The 25,300-nt window shown below is 70.0% G+C and carries 20 protein-coding genes; 1 reads left to right on the forward strand and 19 read right to left on the reverse strand.

Annotated features, from left to right (window positions below; translation table 11 throughout):
• Positions 1-18: 18 nt before the first annotated feature.
• The 5 genes from ACIP6U_RS38465 to ACIP6U_RS38485 form a co-directional block, all read right to left on the reverse strand.
• Positions 19-1,605 carry a Na+/H+ antiporter gene (locus tag ACIP6U_RS38465; protein ID WP_401727355.1) on the reverse strand — a complete coding sequence of 529 codons (1,587 nt, stop codon included), beginning with the start codon at positions 1,603-1,605 and terminating at the stop codon, positions 19-21.
• Between the two features lie 165 nt (positions 1,606-1,770).
• Positions 1,771-2,241: a GNAT family N-acetyltransferase gene (locus ACIP6U_RS38470; protein ID WP_401727356.1), complete on the reverse strand. Its 471-nt coding sequence runs from the start codon at positions 2,239-2,241 to the stop codon at positions 1,771-1,773.
• A complete protein-coding gene (locus ACIP6U_RS38475; protein WP_124004280.1) occupies positions 2,238-3,182 on the reverse strand; it encodes an RluA family pseudouridine synthase in 945 nt (314 codons plus the stop codon). The genes ACIP6U_RS38470 and ACIP6U_RS38475 overlap by 4 nt, the downstream gene beginning before the upstream one ends.
• Positions 3,183-3,245: 63 nt before the next feature.
• Positions 3,246-3,839: a signal peptidase II gene (gene lspA / locus ACIP6U_RS38480; protein ID WP_401727357.1), complete on the reverse strand. Its 594-nt coding sequence runs from the start codon at positions 3,837-3,839 to the stop codon at positions 3,246-3,248.
• A 60-nt stretch (positions 3,840-3,899) separates the two neighbouring features.
• On the reverse strand, positions 3,900-5,015 hold the full coding sequence (locus ACIP6U_RS38485; protein WP_401727358.1) for a TraR/DksA family transcriptional regulator: 1,116 nt from the start codon (positions 5,013-5,015) through the stop codon (positions 3,900-3,902).
• Between the two features lie 599 nt (positions 5,016-5,614).
• Here ACIP6U_RS38485 and ileS point away from each other — a divergent pair.
• Positions 5,615-8,752 (forward strand): isoleucine--tRNA ligase, encoded by a 3,138-nt coding sequence (gene ileS, locus ACIP6U_RS38490; RefSeq protein WP_401727359.1) that lies wholly within the window; start codon positions 5,615-5,617, stop codon positions 8,750-8,752.
• 204 nt (positions 8,753-8,956) lie between these two features.
• On the opposite strand, the gene ACIP6U_RS38495 is transcribed toward ileS, so the two are convergent.
• The 14 genes from ACIP6U_RS38495 to ACIP6U_RS38560 form a co-directional block, all read right to left on the reverse strand.
• On the reverse strand, positions 8,957-10,204 hold the full coding sequence (locus tag ACIP6U_RS38495) for a DivIVA domain-containing protein (RefSeq protein ID WP_401727360.1): 1,248 nt from the start codon (positions 10,202-10,204) through the stop codon (positions 8,957-8,959).
• A gap of 53 nt (positions 10,205-10,257) precedes the next feature.
• The gene (locus ACIP6U_RS38500) at positions 10,258-10,542 is read right to left on the reverse strand and encodes a YggT family protein (protein ID WP_007448661.1); all 285 of its coding nucleotides are present in this window, start codon (positions 10,540-10,542) and stop codon (positions 10,258-10,260) included.
• 69 nt (positions 10,543-10,611) lie between these two features.
• Positions 10,612-11,253, reverse strand: coding sequence for a cell division protein SepF (locus ACIP6U_RS38505; RefSeq protein WP_124004274.1), 642 nt, complete (start codon positions 11,251-11,253; stop codon positions 10,612-10,614).
• A 129-nt stretch (positions 11,254-11,382) separates the two neighbouring features.
• Entirely contained in the window at positions 11,383-12,102 is a 720-nt protein-coding gene (locus ACIP6U_RS38510) for a YggS family pyridoxal phosphate-dependent enzyme (RefSeq protein WP_401727362.1), read from the reverse strand.
• A 6-nt stretch (positions 12,103-12,108) separates the two neighbouring features.
• Entirely contained in the window at positions 12,109-12,846 is a 738-nt protein-coding gene (gene pgeF, locus ACIP6U_RS38515) for a peptidoglycan editing factor PgeF (RefSeq protein ID WP_401727441.1), read from the reverse strand.
• A gap of 13 nt (positions 12,847-12,859) precedes the next feature.
• Positions 12,860-14,065, reverse strand: coding sequence for a cell division protein FtsZ (gene ftsZ, locus ACIP6U_RS38520; RefSeq protein WP_401727363.1), 1,206 nt, complete (start codon positions 14,063-14,065; stop codon positions 12,860-12,862).
• Positions 14,066-14,342: 277 nt separating this feature from the next.
• Positions 14,343-15,140: a cell division protein FtsQ/DivIB gene (locus ACIP6U_RS38525; RefSeq protein WP_401727364.1), complete on the reverse strand. Its 798-nt coding sequence runs from the start codon at positions 15,138-15,140 to the stop codon at positions 14,343-14,345.
• 35 nt (positions 15,141-15,175) lie between these two features.
• Complete coding sequence (murG, locus tag ACIP6U_RS38530) at positions 15,176-16,273, reverse strand: undecaprenyldiphospho-muramoylpentapeptide beta-N-acetylglucosaminyltransferase (RefSeq protein ID WP_124004270.1); 1,098 nt, start codon at positions 16,271-16,273, stop codon at positions 15,176-15,178.
• Positions 16,274-16,279: 6 nt separating this feature from the next.
• Complete coding sequence (gene ftsW, locus ACIP6U_RS38535) at positions 16,280-17,641, reverse strand: putative lipid II flippase FtsW (protein ID WP_401727365.1); 1,362 nt, start codon at positions 17,639-17,641, stop codon at positions 16,280-16,282.
• A 101-nt stretch (positions 17,642-17,742) separates the two neighbouring features.
• Positions 17,743-19,167 (reverse strand): UDP-N-acetylmuramoyl-L-alanine--D-glutamate ligase, encoded by a 1,425-nt coding sequence (murD, locus tag ACIP6U_RS38540; RefSeq protein WP_401727366.1) that lies wholly within the window; start codon positions 19,165-19,167, stop codon positions 17,743-17,745.
• Entirely contained in the window at positions 19,149-20,222 is a 1,074-nt protein-coding gene (gene mraY / locus ACIP6U_RS38545; RefSeq protein WP_401727368.1) for a phospho-N-acetylmuramoyl-pentapeptide-transferase, read from the reverse strand. The genes murD and mraY overlap by 19 nt, the downstream gene beginning before the upstream one ends.
• Positions 20,219-21,625 (reverse strand): UDP-N-acetylmuramoyl-tripeptide--D-alanyl-D-alanine ligase, encoded by a 1,407-nt coding sequence (gene murF, locus ACIP6U_RS38550; protein WP_401727369.1) that lies wholly within the window; start codon positions 21,623-21,625, stop codon positions 20,219-20,221. The genes mraY and murF overlap by 4 nt, the downstream gene beginning before the upstream one ends.
• A 4-nt stretch (positions 21,626-21,629) precedes the next feature.
• A complete protein-coding gene (locus ACIP6U_RS38555) occupies positions 21,630-23,150 on the reverse strand; it encodes a UDP-N-acetylmuramoyl-L-alanyl-D-glutamate--2,6-diaminopimelate ligase (RefSeq protein ID WP_401727371.1) in 1,521 nt (506 codons plus the stop codon).
• Between the two features lie 181 nt (positions 23,151-23,331).
• Entirely contained in the window at positions 23,332-25,299 is a 1,968-nt protein-coding gene (locus ACIP6U_RS38560) for a peptidoglycan D,D-transpeptidase FtsI family protein (RefSeq protein ID WP_401727372.1), read from the reverse strand.
• Between the last annotated feature and the right edge of the window lies 1 nt (position 25,300).

Genomic DNA, 25,300 nt, shown 5'->3' on the forward strand with positions numbered 1-25,300 from the left:
GGACGGGAGTTGTGAAGGTCAGCGCAGGCTGCGTACGTCGAGATGGCGCAGCACCCGGTCGACGATCTCCGGGTCCGCGCCCGGCTCGCTGCGCGCCGCGAGCACCTCGTGGCGGGCGGCGCTCAGCATCTCGCCCTGGATGCGCCGCGCGCGCTTCAGCCGGCGCACCCGCTGCTCGTGCGCCTCCCGCCGCTCCTCGTCCCCCATGTCGGGGCTGATCCGCACGCCGATCTCGAAGGCCCGCCGCAGCATCTGCTCGGACAGTTCCTCCGGCAGCTCCTCGTCCTTCTCGATCTCCTTCAGCCGTGCCTTGGCCGCCTTGGCCGCGCGGATGGCGAGGGCTCGCTCGAACTCCTGCTCCCGTTCGGTGTCGGCCTTCACCCCCAGCCGCTTCACGAGCCAGGGCAGGGTCAGACCCTGGAGCACCAGGGTGACCATGATCACGCCGAACGCGATGAACACCATCTCGTCGCGGTCCGGGAAGGGTGAGCCGTCGTCGGTCTTGAGCGGGATCGCCAGCGCCAGCGCGACCGAGGCCACGCCCCGCATCCCCGACCACCACATGACGACGGTCTCCCGCCAGCTCGTCGGGATGTCCTCGTCCTGGTCGCGTCTGGCGTGCAGCCGTTTGGTGAGCCAGGTCGCCGGCAGCAGCCAGGCCAGCCGCACCAGCACCACCACGCCGACGATCGCCGCGGCCCAGCCGAGCATCTCGCCCCACCGCCCGGACGCGGTCCGGATCGCGTTGTGCAGTTCGAGGCCGATCAGCCCGAACGCGACGCCCGTGACGAGCGTGTCGACGACGTTCCAGAAGGTGTGCCCGGCGAGCCGGGTCATCACGTCGTCGGCGTCGGTCGCGTACTCGGCGAGGAACAGCGCGGTGGTGAGCACCGCGAGCACTCCGGAGCCGTGCAGCTCCTCCGCGAGCACGTAGGAGGCGTACGGGACGAGCAGGGTCATCCCGATCTGCAGGGTCGGGTCGTCCAGCAGGTCCATCAGCTTGTTCGCGCCCCAGCCGAGCACGAGGCCGACGGCAAGGGCCACCACCGCGGACAGGACGAGGTCGAGACCGGCCCGCCAGGGCGAGAAGCTGCCGCTCACGGCGGCGGCGATGGCCACGTGGTAGAGCACGATCGCCGTCACGTCGTTGAAGAGGCCCTCGCCCTCCAGGATCGACACCAGGCGCCGGGGCAGCCCGAGTTGACCGGCCACGGCGGTGGCGGCGACCGGGTCGGGCGGGGCGACCAGCGCGCCCAGGGCCACGGCGGCGGCGATCGGCAGCCCGGGCACGATCGCGCTCGCCACGGCGGCGACGACCGCGGTGGTGACGAACACCAGGGCGACCGCCAGCAGGAAGATCGGCCGGATGTTGGCCGTGAACTGCCGCCAGGAGGTGCGCCGTACGGCCGCGTACAGCAGGGGCGGCAGCAGTCCGGGCAGGATCAGCTCGGGCGGGATGTTCACGTTCGGGACGAAGTCGGCGATCGCGAGCACGATCCCGAACAGGGTCATCAGCACCGGCGCCGGCAACCCGAACCGGTCCCCCACCGGGACGCTCACCAGGGCCCCGAGCAACAGCACGAACAGCAGGGCCAACTGATCCACGGTCAGCGCTCCGAACAGGTAGGAACAGGTGGACGGACGGACAGCAGGCCCCAAGCGTGCCACGCCACCGACCTCACCAGCGCGTTCGGCGCCCTGACGGGTTCGTCACGCGGACATCAGGAACCCTGACGCGCGTTCGGACCCCGCCCCGCTCGCCGCCCCGCGCTACAGAGCGCGCCGCATCGCCCGGTGCGGGATGCCCGCCTCCGGGTACTCCGGCCCGTACGCCTCGTACCCCAACCGCTCGTAGAAACCCAGCGCGTGCGTCTGCGCGTGCAGGTCCACGGCCGCGAGCCCCCGCGCGCGTGCCGCGTCCTCGATGGCCCGCACCAGCGCGATCCCGACGCCGAGACCGCGCGCGTCCTTGGTCACCGCGAGCCGCCCCAGGGACCCGAGCGAGAGGTCCCCGCCGGTCTTCGCCGCGGCCCGCTCGCCGTGGAGCAGCCGCCCGGTCCCGAGCGGCACCCCGTCCTCGCGCACGGCCAGCACATGCACGGCCACGGCGTCGTACTCGTCGTACTCCAGGTCCTCGGGCACGCCCTGCTCGCCGACGAAGACGTCCTTGCGGACCCGGAAGCACGCCTCCCGGTCGGCGGGGTCCTCGGCGACCCGCACCTCGTACGCGCGCGTGCTCATCCGTACGTCTCCTCGCGGACCTTGTCCAGCGCCTGCTGGAGGTCGTCCGGGTAGTCGCTGGCGAACTCCACCCACTCGCCGTCCCCGGGGTGCTCGAAGCCGAGGCGCACCGCGTGCAGCCACTGGCGGGTCAGGCCGAGCCGCTTGGCGAGCGTCGGGTCGGCGCCGTACGTGAGGTCGCCGACGCACGGGTGGCGGTGGGCGGCCATGTGGACGCGGATCTGGTGGGTGCGGCCGGTCTCCAGCTTCACGTCGAGGAGGGAGGCCGCGCGGAACGCCTCGATGAGGTCGTAGTGCGTGACGGACGGCTTGCCCTCGGCGGTGACCGCCCACTTGTAGTCGTGGTTCGGGTGCCGGCCGATGGGGGCGTCGATGGTGCCGCTGGTCGGGTCCGGGTGGCCCTGCACGAGCGTGTGGTAGCGCTTGTCGACCGTGCGCTCCTTGAACTGGCGCTTGAGCGAGGTGTACGCGCGCTCCGACTTGGCGACCGCCATCAGGCCGGAGGTGCCCACGTCGAGGCGGTGCACGATGCCCTGGCGCTCGGCGGCACCGGAGGTGGAGATCCGGTAACCGGCCGCGGCGAGACCGCCGATGACCGTCGTCCCGGTCCAGCCGGGCGACGGATGCGCGGCGACACCGACCGGCTTGTCGATCACGACGACGTCGTCGTCGTCGTACACGATCTCCATGCCCTCGACCGGCTCGGCGACGATCTGCACCGGCGCGGGCGCCTGCGGCATCTCGACCTCGAGCCAGGCCCCGCCGTGCACCCGCTCGGACTTCCCGACCACCGAGCCGTCGACCGTGACCTTCCCCGCCGCGGCCAGCTCGGCGGCCTTCGTACGGGAGAAGCCGAACATGCGGGAGATGGCGGCGTCGACACGCTCGCCCTCCAGGCCGTCGGGCACGGGCAGGGTACGGATATCGGGAACGGTGCTCACCCGTCGAGTATGCCGGACAGCACCGACAGCCCCGTCCACAAGGCCCCTCGGCCCCCGCCCCCCTCAGCCCTTGTGGACGGTCCCGTCCGGGTCGAGGCCCTTGAACGACAGCAGCACGATCAGGATGCCGCCGCACACGATCGCCGAGTCGGCCAGGTTGAAGACGGCGAAGCCCTTGGGGGCGATGAAGTCGACGACCGCGCCCTCGAAGATGCCCGGCGAGCGGAAGATGCGGTCGGTGAGGTTGCCGAGCGCGCCGCCGAGCAGCAGGCCAAGCGCGATCGCCCAGGGCAGGCTGTAGAGCTTGCGGGCGAGCCGGGCGATCACCACGATCACGGCCGCCGCGATCACCGTGAAGATCACGGTGAAGGCCTCACCGAAGCCGAAGGCCGCGCCCGCGTTGCGGATCGCCTCGAACTTCAGCCAGTCCCCGATGATCTCGATCGGCGCGTGGTGCTCCAGCTTGGCGACCACCAGCAGCTTGCTGCCCAGGTCCAGCAGGTACGCGAAGGTGGCGACCGCGAACAGCACGGCGATACGGCGCTTGCCCCTGGGTCGCGTGGCCTCGCTCTGTCCCGGCTGGTCCGGCTGCTCCGGTTCGGCCCCCGCCGCCTCTGGGGTATCCGGCGTACCGATGATGCGCTCCGCCTCTGCCACGTGAGTCCCTCAACCTAGGTACCTGACTGAGGAGAGGGTACGACACGCCTCCCGGGACCCTCAGTACCGGCGTTCCTGCTTCTGCTTGCACTCCACGCACAGGGTGGCCCGCGGGAACGCCTGCATCCTCGCCTTGCCGATGGGGTTGCCGCAGTTCTCGCACAGGCCGTAGGTGCCCGCGTCGAGCTTCTCCAGGGCGTGATCGGTCTGGATCAACATCTCGCGCGCGTTGGCGGCCAGCGCCATCTCGCTCTCGCGCGTGATGTTCTTGGTGCCGGTGTCCGCCTGGTCGTCGCCGGCGCCGTCCCCGGAGTCCCGCATCAGACCGGCGAGGGCCCGCTCGCTGGAGGAGATCTCCTCGCGCAGCCGCTCCGCCTCGGACAGCAGCTCGGTGCGGGCCTCCTCGACCTCCTCCGGCGTCCAGGGGTCCTCTCCGGGACGCACCGCCAGTTCGCCCGGCTCCGCCGCCGCGGCGAGGCGTGCCTTGGGGACGGCGGTCTTCGCCGCCGTGGCCGTGCCAGGGGTCTTCTTCGCAACCACCGTCGTGGCTCCCGTCTCCTTCGCGGCCCGCGCCGCGCCCACCTTCTTGGCCGTGCTCTTGCTCACCGTGCTCTTGCGCTTCGCACCTGCGGACTGCGTGCCGTCGGCCCTGGTGGCCGCCGGTTCGGTGGCGACCGCCTTCTTCGCGGCCGGCGCCTTGCCTGCCGTCTTCTTCACGGCCGCCTTCTTGGTGACCGTCTTCTTCGCGGCTGCCTTCTTGGTGGCCGATTTCTCGGTGACGGTCTTCTTGGCAGCCACCGCCTTGGTGGCCGCGCTCTTCGTCGCCGCGGCTTTCGTCCCCGAGGTCTTCGCCACGCCCTTCTTGGCCACCGCTTTCTTGGCCACCGCTTTCTTGGTGACGGCCTTCTTCACGACGGTCTTCTTCGGGACGGCCTTCTTGGCCACCGTCTTCCTGCCGACCGCCGCGTCCGCTACCGCATCCGTTTCCGCGTCCGCCCTGCTCGAAGCCCCGGCCGACGCCCCGGGTCTCTCCGGCCCCTCCCCCTTGGCCGCCTTCCTGGCCGTGCTCTTCTTGGCCGTGCTCTTCTTGCCGCTCACATCCTTGGCCGCGCCACCGGAGACATGCGTGGACCTGCCCGACGCCGACTGCTGTACGGCGGTCTTCTTCGCCACCATGGCCGCGGCCCCTTCACATATTGTGATCTTGCACGCGAATCGTGCTGGGACGATAAATCGACTTCAGCCCCGCGGCAACGGGACGCACCGCCCGATTCGCCCGGCTCGCGCGTGCCGCTCCGCAAGCCTTCAAGCGTTGTGCCCAGCTCCCCACGGGGTAATCCGCCCGATCGCACATCCCAGGATGCGAACACACGCACCGCTCCATTCGGGTCACACCAGGGCGTTCCCCGGGCTCGCGGCACCCCCGCCGCCGGACCGCGAAATCCGGTCGGCCGGTGTCCGTGCGGCGCCGTACACTGGGCGCAGCGAGAAGCGTGGATGGGGACGAGTAGCGACGTACGCAGCCCAGAGCGACCCGGGGTCGGTGGAAGCCCGGGGGCGAGCGCGACGTGAAGATCACCCCGGAGCCGCCGGAGGAACGCCCGTGAGGGGCCAGTAGAACCGGCATCGCGACCCCAATGAGGGGGTCCGCCGAAGCGCAGGGTGCGCCGGGGGACCAAGGAGGGTGGTACCGCGGGAGCGCGCCGAGGACGGCGTACGAAGACAGCTCTCGTCCCTCCGGACGGAACGGAAAGTCCGCCGGAGGAAGCTCGCTGATGACAACGCCGACGTACCGCCAGGTGCCCGCCCAGGTCGACCTGCCCGCACTCGAGCACGCCGTGCTCGATTTCTGGCGCGAGCAGAAGATCTTCGCCAAGACCCTGGAGCAGTCCGAGGGCCGCCCCGAGTGGGTGTTCTACGAGGGCCCGCCCACCGCCAACGGCATGCCGGGCGCCCACCACATCGAGGCACGCGTCTTCAAGGACGTCTTCCCCCGCTTCCGCACCATGCGCGGCTACCACGTGGCCCGCAAGGCCGGCTGGGACTGCCACGGCCTCCCGGTCGAGCTGGCCGTCGAGAAGGAACTCGGCTTCAGCGGCAAGCAGGACATCGAGACGTACGGCATCGCCGCGTTCAACGACAAGTGCCGCGAGTCGGTGACCCGGCACACGGACGCCTTCGCCGAGCTCACGACCCGCATGGGCTACTGGACCGACCTCGACGACCCGTACCGCACGATGGACCCCGAGTACATCGAGTCGGTCTGGTGGTCGCTGAAGCAGATCTTCGACAAGGGCCTGCTGGTCCAGGACTACCGCGTCGCCCCGTGGTGCCCGCGCGACGAGACGGGTCTGTCGGACCACGAACTGGCGCAGGGCTACGAGACGATCGTGGATCCGTCGGTCTACGTCCGTTTCCCGCTCACCTCCGGTCCGCTGGCCGGCCGCGCCGCGCTCCTGGTGTGGACGACGACCCCCTGGACGCTGGTCTCCAACACCGCGGTCGCCGCCCACCCCGACGTCACCTACGTCGTCGCGACCGACGGCGAGGAGCGGCTCGTCGTCGCCACCCAGCTCGTCGAGAAGGCCCTCGGCGAGGGCTGGGAACTGACCGGTGAGACCTTCACCGGCGCCGAGATGGAGCGCTGGACGTATCAACGTCCGTTCGACCTGGTGGAGTTCCCCGAGCCCGCCCACTACGTGGTCAACGCCGAGTACGTGACGACCGAGGACGGTACGGGTCTGGTCCACCAGTCCCCCGCTTTCGGTGAGGAGGACCTCAAGGTCTGCCGCGCCTACGGCCTCCCGGTGGTGAACCCGATCCGGCCGAACGGCACCTTCGCCGAGGACGTCCCGCTGGTCGGCGGTGTCTTCTTCAAGAAGGCGGACGAAAAGCTCACGGAAGACCTCAAGGACCGCGGGCTGCTGTTCAAGCACCTGCCGTACGAGCACAGTTACCCGCACTGCTGGCGCTGCCACACCGCGCTCATCTACTACGCGCAGCCGTCCTGGTACATCCGCACCACGGCCGTCAAGGACCGCCTCCTCCAGGAGAACGAGAACACCAACTGGTTCCCGGAGACCGTCAAGCACGGCCGGTACGGCGACTGGCTGAACAACAACATCGACTGGGCGCTGTCCCGCAACCGCTACTGGGGCACCCCGCTGCCGATCTGGCGCTGCGAGGACAACCACCTCACGGTCGTCGGCTCCCGCGCGGAGCTCACCGAGCTGACTGGCACCGACCAGTCGGAGCTGGACCCGCACCGCCCGTTCATCGACGAGGTCACCTTCGCCTGCCCCAAGTGCGCCAAGTCGGCCGTGCGCGTGCCGGAGGTCATCGACGCCTGGTACGACTCGGGTTCGATGCCGTTCGCGCAGTGGGGCTACCCGTACAAGAACAAGGACCTGTTCGAGTCGCGCTACCCGGCGCAGTTCATCTCCGAGGCCATCGACCAGACCCGCGGCTGGTTCTACACGCTGATGGCGATCGGCACCCTGGTCTTCGACAAGTCCTCGTACGAGAACGTGGTCTGTCTCGGCCACATCCTCGCCGAGGACGGCCGCAAGATGTCCAAGCACCTGGGCAACACCCTGGAACCGATCCCGCTGATGGACCAGCACGGCGCCGACGCGGTGCGCTGGTTCATGGCGGCCGGCGGCTCGCCCTGGGCGGCACGCCGCGTGGGTCACGGCACCATCCAGGAGGTCGTCCGCAAGACGCTCCTGACGTACTGGAACACGGTCGCCTTCCAGGCCCTGTACGCCCGCACGGCCGGCTGGGCACCCAGCGAGGCCGACCCGGCCCCCGCCGACCGCCCGGTCCTGGACCGCTGGCTGCTGTCCGAACTCCACGCGCTCACCGACCAGGTGACCCAGGCTCTGGAGTCCTACGACACCCAGCGCGCCGGCCGCCTCCTGTCGGCGTTCGTCGACGACCTGTCCAACTGGTACGTCCGCCGCTCCCGTCGCCGCTTCTGGCAGGGCGACAAGGCCGCGCTGCGCACCCTGCACGAGGTCGTCGGCACGGTCACCCAACTGATGGCCCCGCTGACCCCGTTCATCACCGAGCGGGTCTGGCAGGACCTGGTGGTGCCGGTCACGCCGGGCGCCCCGGAGTCCGTCCACCTGACCAACTGGCCGCAGGCGGACCTCTCCGCGATCGACCCGGAGCTGTCGCGGCAGATGGTCCTGGTGCGCCGGCTCGTCGAGCTGGGCCGCGCCACGCGCGCGGAGTCGGGCGTGAAGACCCGCCAGCCGCTGTCCCGCGCGCTGGTGGCCGCGACCGGCTTCGACGCCCTCGACCGCGAACTGCACGCGCAGATCACCGAGGAGCTGAACGTGAGCTCGCTCGCGTCCCTCAGCGAGGTCGGCGGCTCCCTGGTCGACACGACCGCGAAGGCCAACTTCCGCGCCCTGGGCAAGCGGTTCGGCAAGCGCGTCCAGGACGTCGCCAAGGCCGTCGCGAACGCGGACGCGGCCGCGCTGTCCCTGGCGCTGCGCGAGGGCACGGCGTCCGTGGAGGTGGACGGCGAGACCGTCACCCTCGCCCCGGACGAGGTCATCATCACGGAGACCCCGCGCGAGGGCTGGTCGGTGGCCTCCGACTCGGGCGCCACGGTCGCCCTGGACCTGGAGATCACCGAGGAGCTGCGCCAGGCGGGCCTCGCCCGTGACGCGATCCGCCTGATCCAGGAGGCCCGCAAGAACAGCGGCCTGGACGTGGCGGACCGGATCGCCCTGCGCTGGACGTCGACCGACCCCGCCGTGATCGCGGCCCTGTCCGAGCACGCGGCCCTGATCGCCGACGAGGTCCTCGCCACCGACTTCGCTCAGGGCGAGGCCGACGAGGCGTACGGCGAGCCGTTCACCGACGAGGGACTGTCTCTGGTGTTCCGCCTGCGCAAGGCGTAACCACCTCGCCGTCGGCGGCCGCAGGAGCGTGGGGGCTGTTCGCGCAGTTCCCCGCGCTCCTTCAGGTGGGCACGGTCGCCCTTGGACACGACACCGCCCGCCTCCGCCGCACACGCACAACAGGGCGGGGCCCCGGATCGAAATCCGGGGCCCCGCCCTGTTGAACGCTGCCGCCGACTACGGCGTACTACTGGCCATGGCCGGTCAGTTGTCGTCCTCGTCGATCAGGAAGCCGCGCATCGGCGAAGGTGCCTGGCCCATCGGACCGGGGCCCTGCGGGCGGACCGGCGCCATCGGCTGGGTCATCGCCGGGGACATCTGCTGCTGGCCGCCGTAGGACGGACCGGCGGGGCCGGGGCCCATGCCCTGGTTGCCGCCGTAGGACGGGGCGCTCGCGCCGGCCGGGGCCATCGAAGGCGCCGGGGACGGCGGCAGGGAGGCCGTGGCCGGGGTGCGCGGCGGGGCGAGGGAGTCGTCGGCCTGGGTCTCCAACTGACGCAGCTGGGACTCCAGGTAGGACTTCAGCCGCGTGCGGTACTCGCGCTCGAAGCCGCGCAGATCCTCGACCTTGCGCTCCAGCGTGGCGCGGGCGGACTCCAGGGAGCCCATCGCGACGCGGTGCTTCTCCTGCGCGTCCCGCTCCAGGGCGTCGGCCTTGGCACGGGCGTCACGCTCGAGACCCTCGGCACGCGAACGCGCCTCACCCACGATCTTGTTGGCCTCGGAACGGGCCTCGGCGATCGCCTGGTCGGCGGTCTGCTGGGCCAGAGAGAGAACGCGGGCGGCGCTGTCGCCACCGGGACCCTGACCGGGGCCGCCCATCGGGCCACCCATGGGACCGCCCTGACCGGGACCACCCATTGGACCGCCCATGGGGCCACCCATCGGGCCGCCCATCTGCTGCTGCATGGGCTGGCCGCCCATCGTGCCCTGGCCCATGGGGCCTTGGCCCATCGGACCCTGACCCATGGGGCCCTGTCCCATCGGACCGGGACCCTGCGGGCCGCCCTGTCCACCGGGACCCGGGGGCAGCTGCGGCGCACCGCTCGGCAGCTGGGGCGGACCGCCCATGGGGCCGCCCATCTGCTGCTGCGGCGGGCCCGATATGCCGGCCGGCACCGGGCCGCCCGGGCCTCGCATGCCCTGCTGAGGCATGCCCTGTTGGGGCATCCCCTGCGGGGGCATGCCCTGCTGCGGCATTCCCTGCTGCATGCCCTGGTCCTGCGGACCGCCGGGACCCTCCGGGGGCTTGCGCATGTTCTGCTGGTTCTGGGCAGCAGCGCGCGTGGCGGCGGCCAGCTTGGCGCGCAGGTCCTCGTTCTCGCGTAGCAGGCGGGTCAGTTCGGCTTCGACCTCGTCGAGGAAGGCATCGACCTCGTCCTCGTCATAGCCTTCTCGGAGGCGGACGGTCGTGAACTGCTTGTTCCGCACGTCCTCGGGGGTCAACGGCATCTCTTCACCTCAACGTAGTCGTCGGCATTCGGCAAGACGGTAGGTCACATCGATCACAGCCGACTCACGATCGAGATCAGGATGTAGACGATGATCATCAGTACGAAGAAGGACAGGTCGAGCGCCACGCCCCCGAGACGCAGCGGCGGAATGAACCGCCGCAGAAGCTTGAGCGGTGGATCAGTGACAGTGTAGGTGGCCTCCAGAACGACCACCATCGCCTTGCCGGGTTGCCATGAGCGGGCGAACTGGAAGACGTAGTCCATGACCAACCGGAAGATGAGCACGATGAGGAAGCACATCAGAGCGATGTAGACGACATCCAGAACCACGCTCATGACCCGCGCTTCCCTCTCCCCTGTTTCCGTGCTGCACGTACTGCTTACTGCTTTTTCCGGTGGTGTGTCTCAGCTCTGGTTGAAGAACCCGCCCTCTGCGATGCGAGCCTTGTCCTCCGCCGTGACATCGACGTTAGCAGGCGACAACAGGAACACCTTCTGCGTCACCCGCTCGATGCTGCCGTGAAGACCAAACACCAGACCGGCCGCAAAGTCGACAAGTCGCTTCGCGTCTGTGTCGTCCATCTCAGTCAGATTCATGATCACCGGGGTGCCCTCACGGAAGTGTTCCCCGATGGTACGGGCCTCGTTGTAGGTCCGCGGGTGAAGCGTGGTGATCCGGTAAGGCTCTCGTTCCGACACGACCTTGGGCATGATCACCGGTGCGTTCTTCTCCAGGCTGGCGCGCTCTTGTGTGATGGACGCCACGGGCGCGATGCGCGCCGGACGCCCGGATTCCGCGGGTAGCGAAGCGGAACGCGCCACCGGCTCGCGAGGCGAGGGCGGTTGCACGATTCGTACCTCTTCGTCCCGTTGGGACTGATGTGCGACGTGCGACTGGTGGGACGGCTCGTGCCGTCGATGGTCCCGCTCGGGCTCTGGGTCGAGTTCGGGTTCGAAGTCGTCATCGGGGTCGAAGCCCCGGCCGTCGTACCCATCGTCCTCCACGAGGCCGAGGTAGACCGCCATCTTGCGCATCGCGCCGGCCATGCTCTGAGTCCTCCGCTCTGTGGTGGATCGGCTGACGACTGCCAAGTGCCCGCGATCCACGAGGTCGTTACGCCCGCCCTTCGGCGGTAATGACCATATTTTCTGCTGTGGTCCGACTTCCTGGCGACGTTACCCGAGCCCAGCACGGACTCCGAGTACCGCCGTACCGACGCGCACATGTGTCGCTCCGGCCGCCACGGCCTCTTCGAGGTCCGCACTCATTCCTGCCGAGACCATGTTCGCAGCCGGATGGCTCCGGCGCAGCGCGGTCGACAAATCCATCAACCGCTCGAACGCCGCCTGTTCGCGTCCCGCGTAGGGGCCGGTCAACGGCGCGACGGTCATCAGACCGTCCAGCCGCAGCCCTTCCGATCGCGAGACGATTTCGCCCAACTCCTCGATCCCGTCGGGCCCGACACCCCCGCGCTGTCCGCGACCCCCTTCGTCCGCGTCGAGCGCGACCTGGATCAGACAGCCCAGTTCGCGCTCCCGCCGCACCGCCTCCTTCGACAGCGCGCCGACGAGCCGCGCGCGGTCGACGGACTGCACGACATCGGCGTAACCGAGCACGGAACGCACCTTGTTGGTCTGCAACTGCCCCACGAAGTGCCAGGTAAGCGGAAGGTCCGCGGACTCGGCGGCCTTGGGTGCCGCGTCCTGGTCGCGGTTCTCCGCCACGTGCCGTACGCCCAGTTCGGAGAGGATCCGCACATCGCTCGCCGGGTAGGTCTTGGTGACCACGACCAGGGTCACCTCCTCCCGCTTGCGCCCCGCCGCGGCACACGCGGCGACGATACGTTCCTCCACCTTCGCCAGGTTCCCGGCGAGTTCGTGCTTACGGTCCGTCATGTCCCATCAGTCCAGCCAGACATATCCCGCGAGTCGCCCCGTGGTGCGATCGCGTCGATATGAGAAGTGGTCGCCCGACTCGATCGTGCACACCGGCGACTGCTCCCGGTCGTGCACCCCGAGCCGGTCGAGCTGCGCGTGCACCCCGGCGGTCACGTCGACCGCGGAAGTGCCCCAGCTCGTCTCGGCGTACGCCGCCGGTTCGACCGCGGCGACATCGGCGCGCATCTCCTCGGGGACTTCATAGCACCGGCCGCAGACGGCGGGTCCGGTGCGGGCGACGATCCGGGCGGGATCGGCGCCGAGTTCGGTCATGGCCCGTACGGCGGCGGGGACCACCCCGGCGACCATGCCGGGCCGGCCCGCGTGGGCCGCGGCGGCGATCCCGGCGACCGGGTCGGCCAGCAGAACGGGTGTGCAGTCCGCGGTCAGCACGGCGAGGGCGAGTCCGCGGCGGGCGGTGACGATCGCGTCGACCGAGGGGATCTCGGCATCGGGACCCCAGGGTCCGTCGACCACCGCCACGTCCGCCCCGTGCACCTGGTTCATCCAGACCACCAGGGCCGGGTCGAGGCCGAGCGACTTGGCCGCCAACTCCCGGTTGGCGCGTACGGCTTCGGGGTCGTCGCCGACCGCTCCGCCGAGGTTGAGCTGCTCGTACGGAACGGCGCTCACCCCACCCCACCTGTCGGTGAAGGCGAAATGCGCGCCGTTCACGGTGCTCGTCGCCGAGCGCTGTTCCATCACGTCAGAAGGATCACTTGAGGAAGTCCGGTACGTCCAGCTCCTCGGCCGCACTGTCCGAGTAGGAGCGCGACGGCGGGACCGGCGGGGCGACCGGGAGGTCGGCGACCGGCTCCGGCTCGGGCTCCTCCTTCGGCGTGACGCTGCCGAGCGAGCCGAAGGACGGACGGCTCTCGGACTGCCGTACCGGAGTGGGCTCGTCGCGGCGGGCCGACGACGAGGAGGACGAGGTCGAGGACGAGCCGAGGACGGTGTCCCGGCGGGTCGGCGGCTGGCCGCCGTCGAAGCCGGCCGCGATGACCGTGACCCGGACCTCGTCGCCGAGGGCGTCGTCGATGACCGCGCCGAAGATGATGTTGGCCTCGGGGTGGGCGGCCTCGCTGACCAGCTGGGCGGCCTCGTTGATCTCGAACAGGCCGAGGTCGGAGCCGCCGGAGATGGAGAGCAGCACGCCCCGGGCGCCGTCGATGGAGGCTTCGAGCAGCGGCGAGGAGATCGCCATCTCGGCGGCGGCCACCGCGCGGTCGTCGCCGCGGGCCGAGCCGATGCCCATGAGGGCCGAACCGGCCTCGGACATCACGGACTTGACGTCGGCGAAGTCGAGGTTGATCAGACCCGGCGTGGTGATGAGGTCGGTGATGCCCTGCACACCGGAGAGCAGGACCTGGTCGGCGGACTTGAAGGCGTCGAGCACCGAGACCTGGCGGTCCGAGATGGACAGCAGCCGGTCGTTCGGGATGACGATGAGGGTGTCGACCTCTTCGCGGAGTTCGGCGATGCCGTCTTCGGCCTGGTTGGCACGGCGCCGGCCCTCGAAGGTGAACGGGCGGGTGACCACGCCGATGGTGAGGGCGCCAAGGGAGCGGGCGATGTTGGCCACGACGGGCGCGCCGCCGGTGCCGGTGCCGCCGCCCTCGCCGGCCGTCACGAAGACCATGTCGGCCCCCTTGAGGACCTCCTCGATCTCCTCGCGGTGGTCCTCGGCGGCCTTGCGGCCGACGGCCGGGTTGGCTCCGGCGCCGAGTCCGCGGGTGAGTTCGCGGCCGACGTCGAGCTTGACGTCGGCGTCGCTCATCAACAGCGCCTGCGCGTCGGTGTTGATGGCGATGAACTCGACGCCCTTGAGACCGACCTCGATCATCCGGTTGATGGCATTGACACCACCGCCGCCGACACCGATGACTTTGATGACTGCGAGGTAGTTCTGCGGTGCTGCCACGTCGAAGGCCTCTCGCCTCGAGTTACGTGTCGTCGCTTCGCAGGGGATGCGATCCGACGACTGATGCCGAATGGGACGGTCCGTATCGCCGACCCGAACCCTAACGTTGAAGTTTAGGGTTACCAGTGTGACTGTTCGCTGGACTCTTCCGAACAGGACACTAAGTCGACAAGTGGCGCACGTTCAACGAACACGCCGAACCTCCCGTTTTTCTTTTCACCCTATGTGATCAGCCATAGCGATGCCCAGCCAGGGTGCTGGCCTGCGCAGATGTGCGTCAACTCCCCGCTGACGCAGGGGCGGTGGGAACGCTGACGTCGAAGTGCCGCGCACCGGGCGCCGCTTTCATCAGAGCGGTGAGCGTACGCGCCTTCGCCGCGCCCTTGTCGCCACTTCCCCAAGCCACGGTCCGGCCGCCGCTCAACTCCAGCGAGATCTCGTCATAGGAACGCACCTTGACGGTCCGGGTCTCGTGCGCGACGGCGGCGGGAAGGGCACCGGCCACCGCTACCGCCTCGCGCACCAGCCGGTCCTCGCCGAATCGCCGCAGACTCGCCGTGGACGAACCCGTGCGGGAGAGGCTCAATTCGAGTGCGGGAACGCCTTTCGGCGCAGTGGAAACCGTGGCGAAACGGACACCTTCATCGTCCACTTCGATGAAGTTTCGGCCCTTTTGGACAATCAGAACCGGCGTGCGCTCGGTCACTTTCAGCCCGATTCCATGCGGCCAGGAACGCACCACGTCGACCGCGCCGATTCGCGGCAATTTCCGCAGCAGACGTGACTCGATCGCATCGGTGTCGACCGAAATCAACGGTGACCCGACCGGCACATCGGCGGCCTCGCGCACCTGTTCCGGCGTCAGAACCGAGGTGCCGGAAACGGATACGCGTTCAACGCGCAGCCAGTGGGATCCGTACAACACCCAGACGCCCGCGGCCGAGAGAAGGAGCAGCGCGACGGCGAGAACGATGATCGTACGAACTCGCCGTGGGCCGCCGAGCCTTCGGACGAGGGGCGGGCCGGACGACTCCTGTTGGCGTTCACCGCGTTCGGCGGTGGTCGATCCGGCCACGCTCCCTGCCCTCCAGCTACACAGTCGTGCGATCCCTAACGGTGTGCACGGTGGGCGGCGATCGCCTCGTACACCATGCCGACGAGCAGGTCGTCGGCGTCCCGGCGGCCGAACTCGGCGGCGGCGCGGGACATCTCGTACAGCCGGTGCGGGTCGGCGAGCACGGGCAGCACGTTCGCCCGGATCCAATCGGGCGTCAGTTCCGCGTCGTCGACCAGCAGTCCACCGCCGGCCTTGACCACCGGCTGGGCGTTCAGCCGCTGTTCGCCGTTGCCGATGGGCAGCGGGACGTAGGCGGCCGGCAGTCCGACGGCGGAGAGTTCGGCGACGGTCATCGCGCCCGCGCGGCAGAGCATCATGTCGGCCGCGGCGTACGCGAGGTCCATCCGGTCCACGTAACTTACCGGGATGTACGGGGGCATTCCCGGCATCTGCTGTACGTGCGGCAGTTCGTTCTTCGGGCCGACCGCGTGCAGGATCTGGATGCCGGCCTGCTGGAGCCAGGGAGCGACCTGCTGGACCACCTCGTTGAGGCGGCGGGCGCCCTGCGAGCCGCCGGAGACCAGCAGCGTGGGCAGGTTGGGGTCGAGGCCGAACAGCTGCCGTGCCTCGGGGCGGGCCGCGGCCCGGTCCAGGGTGGCGATCGTGCGGCGCAGCGGGATGCCGATGTAGCGGGCGTCCCGGAGCTTGCTGTCCGGGGTGGAGACGGCGACCTTCGCGGCGTAGCGCGAGCCGATCTTGTTGGCGAGGCCGGGGCGGGCGTTGGCCTCGTGGATGATGATCGGCACGCCCAGGCGCTTGGCGGCGAGATAGCCGGGCAGGGCCACGTAACCGCCGAAGCCGACGACCGCGTCGGCCTTCGTGCGCTCCAGGATCTGCTCGGTCGCCTTGATCGTGCCGCGCAGCCGGCCCGGGACGGTGATCAGTTCAGGGGTGGGCTTGCGGGGCAGCGGGACGGCGGGGATCAGCGCCAGCTCGTAGCCCCGCTGCGGTACGAGCGTGGTCTCCAGGCCGCGCTCGGTGCCCAGGGCCGTGATCCCCACGGTCGGGTCCTGCCTGCGCAGGGCATCCGCGAGGGCGAGCGCCGGCTCGATGTGGCCGGCGGTCCCCCCACCGGCGAGTACGACATGCACCGAAATTCACCGCTCTCCGGACGAACGCGCCCCCGGGGCACGCCGTCGCATCGTGTTCCATCTCCGAGGCCCCCGGTCCCGCACGGTGCCTCCCGCCCGCTTTCTACCAAAGCGGGGTTGCCGCATGGAAAGCGCCGCCCGCGCAGCGGGATCGTCACGCGCGAACGCGATCAGCAGCCCGATGGCGAACATGGTCGGCAGCAGGGCGGATCCTCCGTAGGAGAACAGCGGGAGCGGGACTCCGGCGATCGGCAGCAGGCCGAGCACCGCACCGATGTTGATCACCGCCTGCGCGGTGATCCAGGTGGTCACGCCTCCGGCGGCATACCTGACGAAGGGGTCCTCCGTGCGTCCGGCCACGCGGATACCCGCATAGCCTAGAGCCGCGAAGAGGGCGAGCACCGACAGCGTCCCCGCCAGACCCAGTTCCTCACCGGTGACGGCGAAGATGAAGTCCGTGTGCGCTTCCGGGAGTTGACCCCATTTTTCCACACTCGCGCCGAGCCCCGATCCGAAGATTCCGCCGGAGGCCAGCGCGTAGATGCCGTGCACGGCCTGCCAGCAGTCCGCGACCCCGGTCTTCGGCTCGGTCGCGCCGATGCAGGAGAGCCGGGCCATGCGGTTGGGGCTGGTCTTGATGAGGATGAAGCCCAGGGTGAGGGCGATCGACAGCACCCCGACGAAGAGCCGGGTGGGCGCCCCGGCCAGCCACAGCAGGCCGAACAGGATCGCCGTCAGGATGATCGCCGTACCCATGTCGCCGCCGAGCATGATCAGGCCGAGCAGCAGGAAGGCGACCGGGACCAGCGGCACCAGCATGTGCTTCCACTGGATCAGCATGCCCTTGTCCTGCTTGCGGGCCATCAGGTCCGCGCCCCACAGCACCAGCGCCAGCTTGCCGAACTCGCTGGGCTGGATCTGGAAGGAGCCGCCGAGCGAGATCCAGTTCTGGTTGCCGTTGACCGACATCCCTATCCCCGGCACCTGTACCAGCGCCATCATGAAGACGGCGCCCGCGAGGATCGGATAGGCCAGCGCCCGGTGCAGTTTGACCGGCATCCGGGAGGCCACCAGCAGCAGCACCCCGCCGATGCAGGCGGCGAGAAACTGCTTGCGGAAGAAGAACGACCCGGGCAACGAAAGCTGCAGCGCGGTGATCTGGGAGGCCGAGTAGACCATCACAAGACCGAGCACGGTGATCAGCATGCTGCCACCGAGGATCAGGTAGTACGCCGTCAGCGGCCGGTCCCAGGCGCGTCTGGCGTTGTCGTACAGGCGCTGCACGGGGTTGTCGCGGGGCGGCCGGGAGGCGGCGGGCCGCCGGACCGCCCGCTGGACCGGAGGACGGCCCGTACGGCTACTGGACATCACCGGCTCCTCGCATCCGCCGACCGAACCCGAGCAACATCCGCGTCATCCCGTCGTCCCTCCAAGGGTCCCGCAGCACCCTATGAGGCCGAGACCCGCCGTCAGGCGCCCGCGCCGAGTTCGCGGACCGCCGCCGCGAACGCGTCACCGCGCTTGTTGTAGTTGGCGAACATGTCCATCGAGGCGCAGGCGGGGGCCAGCAGCACCGTGTCGCCGGGGCGGGCGAGCGCCTGGGCCTCCTGGACAGCCGCGAGCATCGCCCCAGTGTCGGTCCGGTCGAGGTCGACGACGGGTACTTCCGGCGCGTGTCGCGCCAGGGCTTCGCGGATCAGGGCGCGGTCCCGGCCGATCAGGACGGCTCCGCGCAGTCGCTTTGCCGACTTGGCGACCAGTTCGTCGAAGGTCGCGCCCTTGGCGAGCCCGCCCGCGATCCACACGATCGACTCGTACGCGGCCAACGAGGCCTCCGCCGCGTGCGTGTTGGTCGCCTTGGAGTCGTCGATGTACGCGACCGAGTCCACGTCGGCCACGTGGGCGATGCGGTGCGCGTCCGGCGTGAAGTTCCTGAGCCCGTCGCGTACGGCGGTCGCGGGCACCCCGAACGCGCGCGCGAGGGCCGCCGCGGCAAGGGCGTTGGCGATGTTGTGCGGGGCCGGCGGGTTGACGTCGGAGGCCTCGGCGAGCTCCTGGGCGTTCTTCTGCCGGTTCTCCACGAAGGCGCGGTCGACCAGGATGCCGTCCACGACGCCGAGTTGGGACGGCCCCGGCGTGCCGAGGGTGAACCCGATCGCCCGGCACCCCTCCTCGACGTCCGCCTCGCGCACCAGTTCCTCGGTGGCCTTGTCGGCCAGGTTGTAGACGCAGGCGACGCGATTGCCCTCGTAGATACGGCCCTTGTCGGCGGCGTACGCCTCCATGGAGCCGTGCCAGTCGAGGTGGTCGGGGGCCAGGTTCAGCACGGCGGCCGAGTGGGCGCGCAGGGAGGGCGCCCAGTGGAGCTGATAGCTCGACAGCTCCACGGCGAGGACGTCGTAGGTCTCCTCGCCCAGCACCGCGTCCAGGAGCGAGACGCCGATGTTGCCGACGGCGGCCGTGCGCAGGCCCGCCGCCTTCAGGATGGACGCCAGCATCTGGACGGTGGTGGTCTTGCCGTTGGTGCCCGTGACGGCCAGCCAGGGAGCGGCATCGGGGCCCCTGAGGCGCCAGGCCAGTTCGACGTCGCCCCAGATCTCGACGCCGGCCGCGCGGGCCGCCGTGAACAGCGGCTTGTCCGGCTGCCAGCCGGGCGCGGTGACGACGAGTTCGGTGCCCTCGGGCAGGGACGCGCCGTCGCCGAGGCGGACGGTGATGCCGAGCGCTTCCAGCTCCGCGGCCTGCTCACGCGCGCGTGCGTCGTCGCCGTCGTTGACGACGGTGACCTCCGCCCCGCGCGCGTGCAGCGCCCTGGCCGCCGGGAGGCCGGAGACGCCGAGTCCGGCGACGGTGACGCGCGTGCCCTGCCAGTCGGTCACTTTTCCGCTGCCCATCCCGCGTAGAAGAGGCCGAGGCCGACGATCACACAGATGCCCTGGATGATCCAGAAGCGGACCACCACCAGGACCTCGGACCAGCCCTTGAGTTCGAAGTGGTGCTGGAGCGGTGCCATGCGGAAGACGCGCTTGCCGGTGAGCTTGAAGGAGCCGACCTGGATGACCACCGACATGGTGATCAGGACGAACAGGCCACCCATGATGGCGACGAGGAGTTCCGTGCGGGACAGGATCGCGAGGCCCGTGACGACACCGCCGAGCGCGAGTGAACCGGTGTCACCCATGAAGATCTTGGCCGGCGAGGTGTTCCACCACAGGAAGCCGAGGCAGGAACCCATCAGCGCGGAGGCGATGACCGCGAGATCCAGCGGATCCCGTACCTGGTAGCAGGCGTTGGGGTTGGTCAGGGTCATCGCGTTGGCGCAGGACTCCTGGAACTGCCAGACGCCGATGAACGTGTAGGCGCCGAAGACGAGCACGGAGGCACCGGTGGCGAGACCGTCCAGGCCGTCCGTCAGGTTCACGCCGTTGGACATCGCAAGGATCATGAACAGCGCCCAGACCACGAACAGGACCGGGCCGATGGTCCAGCCGAAGTCCGTGATGAAGGACAGCTTGGTGGACGCCGGGGTGTTGCCGATGGCGTCCGGGAACTGCAGCGAGAGCACCGCGAAAGAGATGCCGACGATCAGCTGACCGGCCATCTTCGCCTTGGCCCTCAGACCCAGCGAACGCCGCTTGACGATCTTGATGTAGTCGTCCAGGAAGCCGACCAGGCCCATCCCGCACATCAGGCCGAGCACCAGCAGGCCCGAGTAGGTCGGGGCGTAGCCGGTGATGACCTTGGACAGGAAGTAGGCGGCGACCGTGGCGAAGATGAAGGCGATACCGCCCATCGTCGGCGTACCGCGCTTGCTGGCGTGCTCGCGCGGGCCGTCGTCACGGATGTACTGGCCGTAGCCCTTGCGGGCGAGGAGCTTGATCAGCAGCGGGGTGCCGATCAGCGTCAGGAAGAGACCGATGACACCCGAGAAGAGGATCTGCTTCATCATCGGGCAGCGACCTCACCCTCGGCACCGGTCTCAAGGAGCGCCTGAGCGACACTCTCCAGGCCGACCGAACGGGACGCCTTCACGAGCACGACGTCTCCCGGGCGCAATGCGCTGCGCAACAGATCGACCGCCGCCTGTGCGTCGGACACGTGCACCGACTCCTCACCCCACGAACCCTCGTTATATGCGCCCAGTTGGAGCCAGGACGCTTCCCTGCCCCCGACCGCGACGAGCTTGCTGACGTTGAGCCGGACGGCGAGCCGCCCGACCGCGTCGTGCTCGGCGAGCGCCTCGTCCCCGAGCTCGGCCATCTTGCCGAGCACCGCCCAGGTCCGCCGTCCCCTCCCCATGGCCGCGAGCGCGCGCAGTGCGGCTCGCATGGACTCGGGGTTGGCGTTGTAGGCGTCGTTGACGACGGTGACGCCGTCCGGGCGCTCGGTGACCTCCATACGCCAGCGGGAGAGGGAGCCCGCCTCGGAGAGCGCGGTGGCGATCTCAGCTGCGGACATGCCCAGCTCATGGGCGACGGCGGCCGCGGCGAGCGCGTTCGACACGTGGTGCTCACCGTACAGGCGCATGGTCACTTCGCTGCACCCGGAGGGTGTGCGAAGGCTGAAGGCGGGCTGTCCGCTGTCCGTGAGTCGCACGTTCTCGGCGCGTACGTCCGCTTCGTCGCCCTCCCCGAACAGCAGCACCTTCGCCTTCGTCCGGGACGTCATGGCCCGTACGAGGGGATCGTCCGCGTTGAGGATCGCGGTGCCGTCCGCCGGCAGGGACTCCACCAACTCGCCCTTCGCCTGCGCGATCTGCTCGCGCCCGCCGAACTCGCCGATGTGGGCGGTGCCGACGTTCAGGACGAGGCCGATCCTCGGAGGCGTCAACTCCGTGAGGTAGCGGATGTGTCCGATGCCGCGGGCGCCCATCTCCAGCACGAGGAACTTCGTGTTTTCGGTGGCGGACAGGGCCGTCAGCGGCAGTCCGATCTCGTTGTTGAGCGAGCCGGGCGTGAACACGGTCGGCGCCTTGCGCGCCAGCACCTGGGCGATGAGGTCCTTGGTGCTGGTCTTGCCCGCAGAGCCGGTGAGGGCCACGAGGGTGGCGCCGAGCCGTTGCACGACGTGCCGTGCGAGGGCGCCGAGGGCCGTCTGGACGTCCTCGACGACGATCGCGGGCACTCCGACGGGGCGCTGCGCCAGCACGGCGACGGCGCCCGCGTGGACGGCCTTGTCCGCGTAGTCGTGGCCGTCGACGTGCTCCCCCACGAAGGCGGCGAACAGACTGCCGTCCGCCACCTTGCGGGAGTCGATGACGACGGGTCCGTGCACCTGCACCGACGGATCCGGTATGTCGTGAGTCCGCCCGCCGACGACTTCTGCGATCTCGGCGAGAGAGAGGGCGATCACAAGTTCATCCCTGGGTCTTCTGGATGGCTTCTCGAAGCACCTGGCGGTCGTCGAAGGGACGGACCACCCCGGCGATGTCCTGGCCCTGCTCGTGGCCCTTTCCGGCCACCAGCACCGTGTCACCCGGTTCCGCGCGGGCGACGGCCGCGGCGATCGCGGCGGCCCGGTCCTCGAAGACCTGGACCTCACCGCGTTCGTGTACCGGCACGGACGCCGCGCCCCGGAGCATGGTTGCGAGGATCGCGAGGGGATCCTCGGAGCGGGGGTTGTCGGAGGTCAGTACGGCGGTGTCGGCGAGCCGGGCCACCGCGGCGCCCATCGGCTCGCGTTTGGTCTTGTCCCGGTCCCCGCCGCAGCCGAGCACGACGTGCAGCCTGCCCTCGGTGACCTTGCGCAGGGCGCGCAGGACCGATTCGACGGCGTCCGTCTTGTGGGCGTAGTCGACGACCGCGAGATAGGGCTGTCCGGCGTCCACGCGCTCCAGGCGCCCCGGCACGCCCGGCACCGCGGCGACGCCGTCGGCGGCGGACTGCGGGTCGAGCCCGGCGGCGGCCAACGAGACGATCGCGGCGAGGGTGTTGGCCACGTTGAAGGGCCCCGGCAGCGGTGCCTTGGCGTGGATCCGCTCGCCCTCGGGGCCGATCACGGTGAAGGTCGAGTCCAGTTGGCCGATCTCGACGTCCGCGGCGCGCCAGTCGGCGTCCGGGTGGCCCTCGGCGGAGTAGGTGACGACCGGGACGGTGGCCTCCTGGGCGAGCCGACGGCCGTACTCGTCGTCGAAGTTGACCACGCCGAGCCTGCTGCGCTCCGGTGTGAACAGCTGTGCCTTGGCCCGGAAGTAGTCCTCCATGTCGGAGTGGAACTCCATGTGTTCCGGGCTGAGGTTGGTGAAGACGCCGATGTCGAAGACGCAGCCGTCGACCCGGCCGAGCACCAGCGCGTGGCTGGAGACCTCCATGGCGACCGCCTCGACCCCGCGCTCGCGCATCACCGCGAACAGGGCCTGCAGATCGGTGGCTTCGGGGGTGGTGCGCTCGGACTTGATGCGCTCGTCGCCGATGCGCGTCTCGACCGTGCCGATGAGGCCGGTGTTGTTCTTGGTCTGCAGACCGCCCTCGACGAGGTATGCGGTGGTGGTCTTGCCGGAGGTGCCGGTGATGCCGATCTGGAGCAGGTCGCGGCCGGGGTGGCCGTAGATCGTGGCCGCCAGTTCGCCCATCCGCCCGCGCGGGTTCTCGACCACCAGGACCGGCAGGCCGGTCGCGGCGGCGCGCTCGGCGCCGGTCGGATCGGTGAGCACGGCGACCGCGCCGAGGCCGACGGCCTGCGTCACGAAGTCGGCGCCGTGCGCGCGGGCGCCCGGGAGGGCGGCGTACAGGTCGCCGGGGCGGACGGCGCGCGAGTCATGGGTGATGCCCGTGACCTCCGCGGTGCTGTCCGGCGTGGCGACGGTCAGCTGATCGGCGAGCTCCGCGAGGGGTGTGGCGGAGACCCGGACCGGTCGTGGCGGCCCCGGATAGGTCACGGAAACGCCCTTCTGGGTGGTTTGGGACTGATCAGCGTGTGGCACGGCGGTGAGCGTACCGGGCGCACCCGCCCGGGAGCGAAGCGAGGGCGCGGGCGAAGCGTGGTCCCCGGGATCGGGGGTGATCATGGTCACGGAGCGTTCCTGGCTGGTAGCGCTGATCAGGGCATGGGGCGGTCGGTCAGGGCGTGAAACTGACGGGCAGGTTCGCGGCCTTGGCCCCGGTGGGCGGGACCTGAAGGGTCTTCAGCGCGAACTCCATCACCTCCTTGTAGATGGGTCCGCAGATCTGGCCGCCGAAGTAGCTGCCCTTGGTGGCGTTCTGGATGGCGCAGTAGACGGTGATCCGGGGGTTGTCGGCGGGCGCGAAGCCGGCGAACGACGAGGTGTAGCCGCTGTACCTGCCGGTGGCCGGATCCACACGGTTGGCCGTACCCGTCTTGCCCGCGACGCGGTAGCCGGGGATGCGCGCCTTGGTGCCGGTGCCCTCCTGGTCGTCCACGACCGACTCCAGCATCTTGGCGAGCGTCTTCGCCGTCTTCTCGCTGACCACCCGCGTCTCCTTGGGCTTCGCGGCGGGCGTGAAGCGTCCGTCGGGACCCTTCTCGCCGCGTACGAGCGTGGGTTCGACGCGGACACCGCCGTTGGCGATCGTCGAGTAGACCGAGGCCGCCTGCATCGCGTTGAGGGACACGCCCTGGCCGAAAGGAATCGTGTACTGCTGCGAGGTCGACCACTTGTCGGGCGGGGCGAGGATGCCCTTGGTCTCGCCGGGGAAGTCCAGCCCGGAGTAGCTGCCGAGGCCGAACTTGCGCAGGTAGGAGTAGAGGACCTGGTTGGCCTGCGGCTGGGTCTTGCCGAGCTGGCCGGTGGCCAGGATGGTGCCGATGTTGCTGGACTTGGCGAGCACGCCGTTGAGCGTCAGGTTCCAGGTGGCGTGGTCGATGTCGTCCTTGAAGAGGCGGTCGCCGCGGTGCAGCCGGTTGGGCACGACGACGTGCGTCAGCGGGGTGGCGACGTTCTCCTCCAGGACGGCGGCCATCGACATGACCTTGGCGGTGGAGCCGGGCTCGTAGGCGTCCTGGAGGGCCGCGTTGCCGAGCGCCGCGGGGTTCGCGTCGGACAGGTCGTTGGGGTCGAAGCCGGGTGAGTCGGCCATCGCGAGGACCTCGCCGGTGCGGGTGTCCTGCACTATCACGTAACCGCGGTCGGCCTTCGACTCCTTGACCTGCTTGGAGATGGCGTTCTGCGCGGCCCACTGGATGTCGCGGTCGATGGTGAGCTCGACGTCGCTGCCGGGCACGGCGGGCGTCTCCGTGGAGCCCACGGTGGGCACCAGACGGCCGCCGGACTGGGCGTAGCGGATCTTGCCGTCCTTGCCGGTGAGCACCTTGTTGAGCTGCTGCTCGACGCCACCGCCGCCCTTGCCCTCGTCGTTGACCCAGCCCAGTATCCCGGCGGCGAGGTCGCCGTTGGGGTACACGCGCTTGCTGCTGGGGTCGGCGAAGACGCCGGCGAGGACGTTGACGGTGGAGGAGTCGGTGTCCGCCTTCTCGTTGAGCGCGCTCTTCAGATCCTTGATCTGCGTCCAGACCTGCGGGGTCTGACGGCGCGCCAGCAGGACGTAACGGCTCTCCTTGTTGGCGGGCCGCAGCTTCTTGACGAGCGTGGCCTGGTCCTGGCCGAGGATCGGGGCGAGCAGCGCGGCCGCCTGCTCGGGTCCGTCGTCGATGCCGAGCATCTTGCGGTTGAACATCGTCGGGTCGGCCGTGAGGTCGTAGGCGTCCACGCTGGCGGCGAGGGCGACGCCGTTGCGGTCGGTGATCCCGCCGCGCTCGGCGGCCAGTACGTGGCCGACGTACCGGTTCTGGTCGGCCTTGGCGGCGTACGCGCTCGCGTCGACGGCCTGCACCTGGAGCAGTCGTACGACGAAGGCGATCAGCACCAGGGCCAGCGCCAGGCCGACCATGCGCAGCCGGGGACGGGGGCTGCCCAGGCGCAGGGCGTTGGGGGCCGCCGGGCGGGCCGGTGCCGGGCGCCGGGTCGGGCGGGCGCCGGGTCCCGGGCGCCGCTGGCCGGAGACGGGCCGGCCGGAGGAGGAGCGTGCGGGGCCGGGGACGCGTCGGCGCGGCGGTTCCCTGTCGGACACT

It is taken from the genome of Streptomyces sp. NPDC088794, assembly GCF_044750545.1.
In the GTDB taxonomy this organism is placed as follows: domain Bacteria; phylum Actinomycetota; class Actinomycetes; order Streptomycetales; family Streptomycetaceae; genus Streptomyces.